Origin of the sequence: Jeotgalibacillus sp. R-1-5s-1, from assembly GCF_004405105.1 — a bacterium.
Taxonomy (GTDB): Bacteria; Bacillota; Bacilli; order Bacillales; family Jeotgalibacillaceae; genus Jeotgalibacillus.
In genome coordinates this window covers 53182-63486 of sequence record NZ_SORW01000003.1, presented here as the reverse complement: position 1 = coordinate 63486, position 10305 = coordinate 53182, and the positions used below count along the sequence as shown (strand labels likewise).

Annotated in this window: 11 protein-coding genes; 4 read left to right on the top strand and 7 right to left on the bottom strand. The window is 44.2% G+C overall.

Annotated features, from left to right (window positions below; all coding sequences use genetic code 11):
- Nucleotides 1-305: 305 nt before the first annotated feature.
- The 3 genes from E2491_RS02935 to E2491_RS02925 all read right to left on the bottom strand — a co-directional run bounded on the left by E2491_RS02935 (nucleotide 306) and on the right by E2491_RS02925 (nucleotide 2248).
- A complete protein-coding gene (locus tag E2491_RS02935) occupies nucleotides 306-908 on the bottom strand; it encodes a pyroglutamyl-peptidase I (protein WP_134372417.1) in 603 nt (200 codons plus the stop codon).
- Between the two features lie 158 nt (nucleotides 909-1066).
- Nucleotides 1067-1351 carry a DNA primase gene (locus E2491_RS02930; RefSeq protein WP_134372415.1) on the bottom strand — a complete coding sequence of 95 codons (285 nt, stop codon included), beginning with the start codon at nucleotides 1349-1351 and terminating at the stop codon, nucleotides 1067-1069.
- Between the two features lie 153 nt (nucleotides 1352-1504).
- Complete coding sequence (locus E2491_RS02925) at nucleotides 1505-2248, bottom strand: SDR family NAD(P)-dependent oxidoreductase (RefSeq protein ID WP_166805772.1); 744 nt, start codon at nucleotides 2246-2248, stop codon at nucleotides 1505-1507.
- A gap of 92 nt (nucleotides 2249-2340) precedes the next feature.
- Here E2491_RS02925 and E2491_RS02920 point away from each other — a divergent pair, with 92 nt between their 5' ends.
- Nucleotides 2341-2895 carry a sugar O-acetyltransferase gene (locus E2491_RS02920; protein ID WP_134372411.1) on the top strand — a complete coding sequence of 185 codons (555 nt, stop codon included), beginning with the start codon at nucleotides 2341-2343 and terminating at the stop codon, nucleotides 2893-2895.
- Between the two features lie 367 nt (nucleotides 2896-3262).
- Here E2491_RS02920 and yidC read toward each other — a convergent pair whose 3' ends face one another.
- From yidC to E2491_RS02905, 3 genes are all read right to left on the bottom strand, one after another.
- Nucleotides 3263-4060 carry a membrane protein insertase YidC gene (gene yidC / locus E2491_RS02915; RefSeq protein ID WP_134372409.1) on the bottom strand — a complete coding sequence of 266 codons (798 nt, stop codon included), beginning with the start codon at nucleotides 4058-4060 and terminating at the stop codon, nucleotides 3263-3265.
- A gap of 31 nt (nucleotides 4061-4091) precedes the next feature.
- On the bottom strand, nucleotides 4092-4373 hold the full coding sequence (locus E2491_RS02910; protein ID WP_134372407.1) for a hypothetical protein: 282 nt from the start codon (nucleotides 4371-4373) through the stop codon (nucleotides 4092-4094).
- Between the two features lie 249 nt (nucleotides 4374-4622).
- Nucleotides 4623-5516, bottom strand: coding sequence for a diacylglycerol/lipid kinase family protein (locus E2491_RS02905; protein ID WP_134372405.1), 894 nt, complete (start codon nucleotides 5514-5516; stop codon nucleotides 4623-4625).
- A 126-nt stretch (nucleotides 5517-5642) separates the two neighbouring features.
- On the opposite strand from E2491_RS02905, the gene E2491_RS02900 reads away from it, so the two are divergent.
- A complete protein-coding gene (locus tag E2491_RS02900; RefSeq protein ID WP_134372403.1) occupies nucleotides 5643-6452 on the top strand; it encodes a DUF368 domain-containing protein in 810 nt (269 codons plus the stop codon).
- Nucleotides 6453-6542: 90 nt separating this feature from the next.
- Entirely contained in the window at nucleotides 6543-6875 is a 333-nt protein-coding gene (locus E2491_RS02895; protein WP_134372401.1) for a DUF4870 domain-containing protein, read from the top strand.
- Nucleotides 6876-6933: 58 nt separating this feature from the next.
- Here the strand turns inward: E2491_RS02895 and E2491_RS02890 are convergent, their stop codons facing one another.
- The gene (locus E2491_RS02890) at nucleotides 6934-7557 is read right to left on the bottom strand and encodes an FMN-dependent NADH-azoreductase (RefSeq protein ID WP_134372399.1); all 624 of its coding nucleotides are present in this window, start codon (nucleotides 7555-7557) and stop codon (nucleotides 6934-6936) included.
- Between the two features lie 184 nt (nucleotides 7558-7741).
- On the opposite strand from E2491_RS02890, the gene pulA reads away from it, so the two are divergent.
- Nucleotides 7742-10294, top strand: coding sequence for a type I pullulanase (pulA, locus tag E2491_RS02885; protein ID WP_134372397.1), 2553 nt, complete (start codon nucleotides 7742-7744; stop codon nucleotides 10292-10294).
- The last annotated feature ends 11 nt before the right edge of the window (nucleotides 10295-10305 follow it).

Genomic DNA, 10305 nt, shown 5'->3' with positions numbered 1-10305 from the left:
TGATCCTCAAAAAAAAACCAAAAAAGATCTGTTTTTTCTCTTGACTATAATATAGCTGACTTTCCGCGGCCGCGCGGTGAGCCAGCTAGCGCTTTGCGCTAAGCTGTCTCACCTGTCGCTTCTCTGCCGCAGGAGTCTACGGAATGACCCGGCACTATGAGCATGCTGGTACTTGATGTTGCTTTTTAAAAGAATTAAACACGGAGCATACTCAATCTCTTAAACCATTATTATCATAAACAGAGGCCCTTTTTATAGGCCTTTGTTTTATGTAAAGAAAGGCCACCTGGCACGGCTTTACAAAATCAATTCAACTTTTCAATACACAACTTCACCGCTTCTGTCAGATCGCGCTGGGACCAGCTTGGCATCTTCCTGGACTCAACAGCGATTTCATGCGAGGACGGAATATGTATAAATCCGGATGGAATCGATTTTCCCTCACGTCTGATCTGATCAAGCATGCGATACATCACATGATTACACAAGTATGTTCCAGCCGTGTTTGAAATACTGGCCGGAAAACCATGATCCTTTAAATGACGGACCATTTCCTGAACAGGCAGGGTAGAAAAAAGTCCGTCCGGTCCGTCCTCTGCAATTTTTTCACCTTCCGGCTTGTACCCTTCGTTGTCTTTTTCCCCATCGTTACAGTTGATAGCGATCCGTTCAGGCGTAATGTGCGTTCTTCCTCCTGCTAATCCGAGTGATATGACAGCACCGGGCTGGATCACTTCGTAGTGTTGGATCAGCAGGTCACCGGACTGCTGAAAGTCCACCGGCAATATACGCCCCTCTATCATCCATCCGTTAATCTCAGTCCCATGGAGAGCGTTCACCACCTCCATTGTAGGGTTCGTTTTGAAGTGTAAAAACGGTTCAAAACCGGTTAATAGTAGTGTTTTCATATCCTCACCTCACGTCTTTTCAAACAGCTTACCATTTTATTTAGGGGAACGAAAGGGTGTGAGGAGGTTCTAAAGATAAAGTGATTTCACCAGAAAACCTGACAAATCAAAAAACCGGGACAACTCCTAAGAGTCAGCCCGGTCATTTATCCTTTTTATTAAGATTCACTGTCTTCCTCGTTCATCTCATCTTCCATTTCATCCATGCCCTCATCGACTTCTTCTTCCGTCTCATCCATACCTTCTTCTACATTTTCTTCGGTTTCATCCATGCCTTCTTCCATATCGTCTTCCATGTTATCATCGGTGTTTTCATCCATCGGCGCCTCTTCTTCCGTGTCTCCTGTATCCATTGGCTCCTCAGTATCATCACCACATGCTGCAAGAACCCCGAGACTTAAAAATCCGGCTGCACCAACCTGTAAGTATTTTTTCCAATCCATACTGATCCATCTCCTCTCAAAAATATCCAACATTATTGCCTACTGTTAGGATACCCATGAGAAATGATTTAAAAACAGACAAAGTGTAAATTTACCATTAAAAAACACATTGAAGATAACAAAACCATTTCTAATGTAAATATCTAGTCTGTTTTATTTCGTACTCGGGAGATAATCGTTAATATGATACAGTTTTCCGTTTATCAGCCTTTCTCCAAGCAAAATATTCACTAACACTTCCCCGACTTCCTCAGGTTTTCTAAGCTTCCCCTGTTCTTTATATTCTTTAAAGGCTTCTACCTGTGCAAAGGAATCCTGTTTTGCGGAACGGATTTCCTCCTGCATACCGGTGTCCATAATGCTTGGACTGAAGGAAATCATTTTGTGGCCTTCACCGCCCTGTTCAAGTGCAGCCGTTTCTGTAAATAAATTCAGTGCTGCTTTCGTGCTTCCATAGACGCTCCAGCCATGATTCGGTTTGTTGGCTGCACCGGAAGTGATGTTCACAATGACTAACTCCACTTTTTGTTCCGATGCCAGTTGGAAAGCCAGGTTAGACAGAACAACCGGCGTGACATAGTTTAACTGAATTGTTTTTTCAATAGCTTCTGCATCCATTTTCCCAACGGTTTCCATCGGCTGCACCGTCCCTGCGTTTTGAATCAGGTATAGTTTTTCAAGATCCTCCGGCTGTTCATGGAACCAGCCTTCTAAAAACGATACAGCTTCATCTGTTACACCAAGATCGACTTTTTCATGATGATAGTGCTGATGACCTTTTAACCCGCTATTTTCAGATCGTGATACATCTGTTACTTCAATTCCGTTTTTAATAAAGTGATTGGCTACAGCCGCTCCAAGTCCCTTTGATGCGCCCGTGACGATTGCTTTTTTCATATGATGACCTCCTTTGACTAAGTTCATTATAGTATGTCGGGCAACCGATTTCGAAAAGAAGCTGGTAAACTGTTCATGAGGAGAGGATACAGATGACTGAAAAAGAATTAATGCTGGCCGGAGAAATGTATGACCCACAGGACCCGCAGCTGTTAAAAGAACGGATTTACGCCCGAAAGATGTCGCGGCTCATCAATGCCACAACCGAGGAAGAAGGGGAAGAACGCGTCCGTCTGCTGAAAGAGCTTTTCGGCTCAACCGGGGAGTCCATCTGGATCGAACCAAGCTTTCAATGCGACTACGGCTCCAATATCCATGTCGGAAACCATTTCTTCGCAAACTTTGACTGTGTCATTTTAGATGTGTGTGAGGTCCGATTTGGTGATCACTGCATGCTGGCACCAGGTGTACATATTTATACTGCTACCCACCCGTTAAATGCCGTTGAACGTAACAGCGGCAGGGAGTTTGGAAAACCAGTCACATTTGGTGATAATGTGTGGATTGGCGGGGGTGCCATCATCAATCCTGGTGTGACAGTTGGCGACAATGCGGTTATTGCTTCAGGAGCCGTTGTGACAAAGGATGTTCCTGCAAATGTTGTTGTGGGCGGGAATCCTGCCCGTGTAATCAGGGAGATTGACTGAAAAACCGTGCTGGGTCATTCCTTATTCCGTTGCGAGATGCGTTTCTGGAGACCGGGATGATTGGCTGAATGGACGCCGCTTAGCTATTGACAGTCATTTAAGTGCTATCAACAAATACTGATGCGCTATCAACAGTAAACAGAGATGTATCGACATAAAAATAAGTGCTATCAACAATTCTGGCTTGTGGAAACGGTCTTGCGACAGAAACAGCATGCAGATCAACAGAAATTAACGTGATAGCGACAGTAAAGATACTGAATGATTGCGCCCCATCTCAGTTAATCACAAACAATCAAGGAACGACCCGACACGGTTAATGAAGACGGCCAATGAAAAAAGCTCTCCCGATCAGGAGAGCTTTTTGCTATTTTGTCTGGCTTACCGTTTCACCGGTTGCCGATTCTTTTTCAACTGCTTTTTCCGGATGGTTCCGGTAATATTTCTGCCCGATCAGCGTCTGGATAATCAGGAACAAACCGCCGACTGTCCAGTATAATGGCAGTGCTGCCGGCGCATTCAGTGAAATCACCATAATCATAATTGGTGAAATGTAAGTGAAGAGCTTCATCTGCTTTTTTTGTGCATCCGGCAGATTGTGAAGGCTCACTGCACCCTGTACGAAATAAACGGCACCTGCTGCAAGCATCATGGCAATGTCAGGTGATCCGAGGTTGAACCAGAGAAATGAATGACTTGCGATCTCTTCTGAATAAGAAATGGCGAAGTACATCCCCATCAGGATTGGCATCTGGATCAGCAATGGCAGACAGCCCATGTTTAACGGGTTCACACCGTGTTTACGGTATAATCCCATCATTTCCTGCTGAATTTTCATTTGATCTTCTTTTGACTCTGCTTCCTTCATACGCTTTGATATATCGTCCATTTCAGGTTTAAGGGCATTCATTTTTTCTTTCATGACCTGCTGGGTACGATAGTTTTTCAGCATCATTGGCATCAGGATGAGACGAATCAGCAGTGTGATCACGATAATGGCCATCCCGAAGTTTCCTCCGAGGAACGTTCCGATTTCGTGGATGCCGATTTCAAAAGGGTACACAAAGGCGTGATAAAATACGCCTGTTTCATTTTCAACTGCGGCACATCCGGACAGCAGGGCTGCTCCTAATGCCAGCATGATAATCAGTAAAGTTTTTTTCATTTTCACCATTCCATTTCTTTTTTAATTTTGATTAAAGAAGAAATGGTGTTGGCTGTTCGTCACGGTCGTCCGGACATTCTTTCCTTTTGATCGTGCGGACGAGCTGCATCGGACTGCAAAAATGAAATAGACCCTGAAGCGCTGTTTCCCTGCCTGATTCAGAAGCTTCCGGCACAAAAAGCTGCTGCTCCCGTCTGCCCAGCCCGCTGAAAAATATCGGACGGTTCCAGCTCCAAATCATTAATAGTAAAAAGGCAATCGGAATCGTACCTTCATTCATCGATTCCATAATCGCCTGTATGATAAACTCCATGAAGAGAACTCCTTTAAGCTTGCAGGCTTTCTTTATATAAGACTTTAAGCCTTGTAAGTCATTTGATTAATGTTGACTGCAGTATACACCTGATAGCATAGTAAAAGCAATGATTAGAAGATATTGTTTGTGAGGAAATACACAATTATACTTCCTGCTGTGCCGGCGGAATCCGTGACAGTCAGGTACTTTTCGAGGACGGGCCTTAAGCTTTTTTGCCGAGGCCCACTCACCTGAAATTTAAATCGATCATTCAGACTTAACAGGACAGAAAACCGGGATATGGCTTTTTAACACTTTAACTGTCAGCGGAACGTGTGCACCTTCGTCACCATCAACGTTAGAGATCAGGTCTTTGCCTGAATCAACGTGCACTTCTCCCGCTGTAAAGTATTCAACGTTTTCATCATCCTCAAGCGTTCCTTTCAAAAGTGAGGTCATGATGGCCACCAGCTTGTAAAGCGGAACATCTTTAATGATGAAGCAGTGAAGCTTCCCGTCGTTCACTTCAGCATCAGGTGCCAGCTTTTCAAAGCCGCCCACCGAATTTGTCAGCGCCATAAGGAAAAGAAGAGCGTTTCCTTCCCATTTCTGACCATCATACGTGATGACCATGTCAAACGGCTCCTTCTCTCTGATCGTTTTAAAACCTTCTATCATATAAGCCAGTGGACCAAGCTTTGTTTTCTGTTCAACGGACACGCCGAAGGTTGCTTCTGCAATCCCTCCAAGTGCAATGATATTCATAAAATACTTGTCATTGATCTTACCAATATCGACTCTTTTTGGCTGAGCTGTTTTTAATTGCTCAATTGCCTGCTCCGGATCCATCGGAATGTTCAGCGCACGGGCAAAGTCATTCACCGTTCCTAAAGGAATGATCCCAAGTGTCGGCTGATCTTCCTGATTGGCAAGGCCGGTAATCGTTTCATTTAACGTGCCGTCGCCTCCCATGGAGACAACCGCATCATATTTTTCATGGCAAGCCTGCTCTGCAAATACTGTTGCATCATATTCTTTTTCCGTTTCTTTTAAAGTTACTTCATAGCCCATTTCATGTAATGTGCTTAAGACTGACTCTTTGTGCTTTAACGCCTCTTCTTTACCAGAAGAAGGATTTAAAATAAGCATCGCCTTTTTCATCTCTGTTCCTCCCTTAAGACTTTTGATACCTTTTTGTCATTCCCTTTTTTCATTCATGACGAAACACACAAATTCCCGTATAATGAAGATTGTTGAATGAATCACAAACTTAAAGGAGTCTGACCTATGTTTGACTGGAGAAATATATTTCGCGGCCTTGCGATGGGAACGAGCGATGTCATCCCTGGTGTAAGTGGGGGAACAATTGCAGTTCTTCTTGGGATTTACGATCAATTTATTAACGCTGTCAGTGGCATCACGACACGTGAATGGAAGAAACACCTTCCGTTTTTATTAACACTCGGTGCAGGAATGGCTACAGCCATTTTATTGCTTAGTCACTTAATTGAGTGGCTTCTGGCTAATTACCCGCAGCCGACTAATTTCTTTTTTCTCGGGTTGATCGGTGGGATTTTACCCTATTTATTACGTGAATCCAATGCAAAGGAAAACTTCAAAGGGAAACATCTGCTTCTGCTTTTTGTCGGTGCCGTTATCGTTGCGAGTATGGCGTTTATTAACCCTGCTGAGGAAGGCGTGATCACGTCTGTTACGGCCTCAACTGCACTGCTTTTATTTGTTGCCGGGATCCTCGCGAGTTCAGCGATGCTGTTACCTGGAATCAGCGGTTCATTCATTCTCCTCGTTATCGGGGTTTATGAAACAGCCATTTCAGCCATCACGAATCTGAACTTTGTTATTATTGCACTCGTTGGAGCCGGTGTTGCTTTTGGGTTTATTTTCAGCAGTAAAGCCATCCGTTATTTAATGAACCGATTCCCGTTAATGATGTATGCGTTCATTATCGGACTTGTTTTCGGTTCACTGTTTGTCGTGTATCCAGGTCTTACCTTTGAACCGCTTAATGTTATCTTAAGTCTCGTTGCAGCTGTGGCAGGATTTTATACAGCAGTTACACTTGGCAAAAGAGGATAATTGGTCAAACCATCCCGTTCAATCACGAACGGGATGGTTTTTTGAATCTTTTTATCGTCTGTAACCGTACAATATATAAAAGGAGGAATCATGATGAATCGTTTATCTGACGAACATTTAGTGGCAGGTCTGATGTATTTCTCAAGCTTTTTTACCGCGATAATTGGACCGCTCGTTTTATGGTTTGTGAAACGGGATTCACCATTCGTGCAAAAGCATGGGTATATGTATCTCAATTTCGCGATCAGTTACTTCCTTTATCAGGCTGCTGCCGGCTTTCTCATTGTTTTTGGCATTGGGATCGTTTTGAACGTGATCCTGAGTGTGCTGATGATTATTTTCACGGTTTTAGCCGGGATCAAAGCACTGCAGGGCGAGGTGTATCATATTCCGCTGACGATCCGTTTTTTCAGCCCTTCATAAATGTAAAACCCGCACACCTCATCAGCCTGAACGCCTTGAGATGTACGGGTTTTTGATTTTATTCCATTCTTGCGAGCTTATTTGCAAGCTCCTTCGCTTCTGCCTTTGATTCTTCAAGAATCTTGTCTGCCATGTCAGGGTACTGGCTCATCCCTTCGCAAATAACAGAGTCATATTCCTTAATGCCGAGGAATCGCATAATTTCACGGAGATAGTCCTCTGAAAAATTAAGCCCGGTTCCCTTATAGACGCCGCCAACCGCTTCAATATGGACGGCTCTTTTACCTTCGACAAGTCCTTCCTGTCCTTCAGCAGTGTAGCGGAACGTTTTGCCCGGTATACAAAGCGAATCGATATACGTTTTAAGGCGCGGAGGAAATAGAAGATTCCAAAATGGCGTAACGAACACATAAAGGTCTGCTGCCAGAAACTGATCCAGCACATCATCCATGGCTTTAACCTTCTCTTTTTCCGTTTCTGTAAACGGCTCTCCGGAACGATGCTTCCCCCATGATGCCAATACGTCTTCATCAATTTCCTGCAGCTTCATTTCATATAAGTGCGCATATTCCACCTCTACATTTTCCTCAGCTTGTTTCAGCTCCTGGATAAAGGTGTCCGCTATCTCTTCACTGACAGATTTTTTATTGCGGGGATTGGCATTGATGTATAATACCTTCATTTCTCATTCCTCCCTAATTGTGGTCCTGCTACTATCCATATTACCTCTTTTTCTTACTTTTAAAAGCATTCGCACTTTTCAAAGTGCTTATATTTTGGCGATAATGGGTAAAAAGAAGAAACAAGATCCCCCTGCCCCGGCGTATAGTAGAAGTAAAATCTTTTTTTGAAAAGGCGTGGTAACGATGGTGATTATACATCAGAATGAGGATTTTTCACCCGATCGCAAGCCAGGAAACCTCCACAGGGAAGTAACCATTACGCTTCACTATCACCGTTATGATCATGATTATGACGGATGGAACCTGTGGGTGTGGCTCGAAGGACAGAAAGGAAAAATGGTGGAGTTTTCAAGCCAGGATTCCTATGGAAAGAAAGCTGTATTCACAATGGAAGATCCTGCAGGAATTAAGCGTGTAGGCTTTATTATCCGCAAAAGCACAGAAGAAAATGACTGGGCAAGCAAACGTTTCGATGACAGATTCATCTCTTCATTTAATAAGGAAGGTCAGGCGGAAGTCTGGCTGATGCAGGGAATGGAGAAGATTTATACCCATATAAATGATATTACGGTTTATCCGAGTATTTTGAGTGCGAAGTTGAACAAGTGGCATGAAATATGCGTCCGCACGAACCTTGCTTTTGACTGGGACCATGACAACATTGCCGTAAATCTTGAAGGTGCCACCATTAAGGAAATTCGAGTAAATAAAGATCATGAAGCATCTGATCTCGCTCATCATCTGACCATCGTCACAAACGAAAAGCTGTCATTAAGTCAGCGCTACCGTGTTGCGATTTCACATTTTGGTTACTGTGACGTTTCATACGGCGATATTGTCAGAACGAAGCCATTTGATCGCCGTTTCTATTACGACGGTTTTCTCGGATCGTTTTATACTCCGGAGAAAACGTCATTTGCATTCTGGTCACCTTCAGCGCATAAGGCAACGCTGGTTGTGTATCAAAACCGTAAAACGAAGGAGCCGAATCTTTACCAGATGAACAAGGGGTCGAACGGAACGTGGCATTTCGATCTCGATGGGGACTGGCATGAAGCCCGTTATTTATTCAGAGTTAAAATCGGGAAAGAGTGGTTTGAAGCTGTTGACCCATACGCTAAAGCTGTAACGGTGAATGGCACCCGCGGAGTCGTACTCGATATGGGTAAAACCAATCCTTATCACTGGAATCGCACGAAGCCTGCCCTGACATCGCCGACAGATGCTATTATTTATGAACTTCATATTCGCGATGCGTCGATTCATGAGGAAAGCGGGATTTTACAAAAAGGAAAGTATCTTGGCCTCGCAGAGCTTGGCACTGCAACGCCTGACGGATTTTCCACGGGTCTTGATTATATTGCGGATCTTGGTGTCACGCATGTTCAGCTGCTTCCGTTTTTCGATTACTGGACTGTAGATGAAACGATGCTGGATACCCCTCAGTACAATTGGGGATATGACCCGAAGCATTTTAATGCACCTGAAGGCTCTTATTCAACTGACCCTTACGACCCGGCACTTCGGATTAAGGAATTGAAAACATTGATTCAGGCGATTCATGATCGTGGCATGAGAGTGATTATGGACGTCGTCTATAATCATGTGTATGACGTAAATCGTTCTCCATTCCATCTGCTCATGCCGGGCTATTTCTTCCGGTATACCAAAGATGGTCTTTCCAACGGTACAGGAGTTGGAAACGATACAGCATCAGAACGCGCAATGATGCAGCGATACATGATTGACTCAGTCGTCTACTGGGCCAAAGAATACCACATTGACGGCTTTCGCTTTGATCTGATGGGCATACATGACGTGGAAACGATGAATGAAATCAGGCTCGCACTTGATGATGTGGACCCTTCCATTATTATTTTGGGAGAAGGATGGGATCTTCAGACTTCCCTTTCCGGAAATAAAAAAGCCAATCAGGAAAATGCGTATAAAATGCCGGGCATTGCGCATTTTAATGATTCGCTCCGTGATGACCTGAAGGGAAGCAACTTCTCTGATCAGGATAACGGGTTTGTAAATGGCCGCCCGGGCTATCGCCACCGTATGCTGCAGGGAATATCAGCCGGTATGAAAGTGCCTTACGACCGGAAGTCTTTTGTGTCACCTGCCCAGGTCGTTAACTATGTTGAAGCCCACGATAATCACACACTCTGGGATAAGCTGCAGTTGACGAACCCCGGATCATCAGGTATTGAACGCAGAAAAATGCATAAGCTTGCTACCTCCATTGTTTTGCTGTCTCAGGGAATACCTTTTTTACACGCAGGACAGGAATTTATGAGAACGAAACAGGGGGTTCACAACAGCTATCGTTCCCCGGATTCGATTAACCAGCTCGACTGGTTTAGACGCGAGGAATTCAATCAGGACATTGAATTTGTAAAGGGTCTGATCTCCCTGAGGAAGTCAGCACGTGTATTCAGGATGAGATCAATGGAAGAAATCATGCAGAACATGCACATTTATCCGACAGACGATCACTTCATTGCTTATAAGCTTAATGGGGATCAGCACTCTCCATACAGAGAATATATTGTGATTCATAATGCACATGTTCATCCTGTACCTTTTCACCTCGAGAAAAATGGCTCTTGGCATTTGCTGATCGACGGAGAACGTGCCGGCAGAGAACCGCTCAGTATCGTGCGGTCTGATTTGGTTGAGGTACCCGGACTATCCACATGCGTTGTTGCATTACCGTTTAATCCGGGATCATAACGGGAATACAC

Coding starts and splice junctions, on each gene's coding strand:
- E2491_RS02935 (WP_134372417.1), bottom strand. CDS start 908: ATGAAAACACTACTATTAACCGGTTTTGAACCGTTTTTACACTTCAAA.
- E2491_RS02930 (WP_134372415.1), bottom strand. CDS start 1,351: ATGGATTGGAAAAAATACTTACAGGTTGGTGCAGCCGGATTTTTAAGT.
- E2491_RS02925 (WP_166805772.1), bottom strand. CDS start 2,248: ATGAAAAAAGCAATCGTCACGGGCGCATCAAAGGGACTTGGAGCGGCT.
- E2491_RS02920 (WP_134372411.1), top strand. CDS start 2,341: ATGACTGAAAAAGAATTAATGCTGGCCGGAGAAATGTATGACCCACAG.
- yidC (WP_134372409.1), bottom strand. CDS start 4,060: ATGAAAAAAACTTTACTGATTATCATGCTGGCATTAGGAGCAGCCCTG.
- E2491_RS02910 (WP_134372407.1), bottom strand. CDS start 4,373: ATGGAGTTTATCATACAGGCGATTATGGAATCGATGAATGAAGGTACG.
- E2491_RS02905 (WP_134372405.1), bottom strand. CDS start 5,516: ATGAAAAAGGCGATGCTTATTTTAAATCCTTCTTCTGGTAAAGAAGAG.
- E2491_RS02900 (WP_134372403.1), top strand. CDS start 5,643: ATGTTTGACTGGAGAAATATATTTCGCGGCCTTGCGATGGGAACGAGC.
- E2491_RS02895 (WP_134372401.1), top strand. CDS start 6,543: ATGATGAATCGTTTATCTGACGAACATTTAGTGGCAGGTCTGATGTAT.
- E2491_RS02890 (WP_134372399.1), bottom strand. CDS start 7,557: ATGAAGGTATTATACATCAATGCCAATCCCCGCAATAAAAAATCTGTC.
- pulA (WP_134372397.1), top strand. CDS start 7,742: ATGGTGATTATACATCAGAATGAGGATTTTTCACCCGATCGCAAGCCA.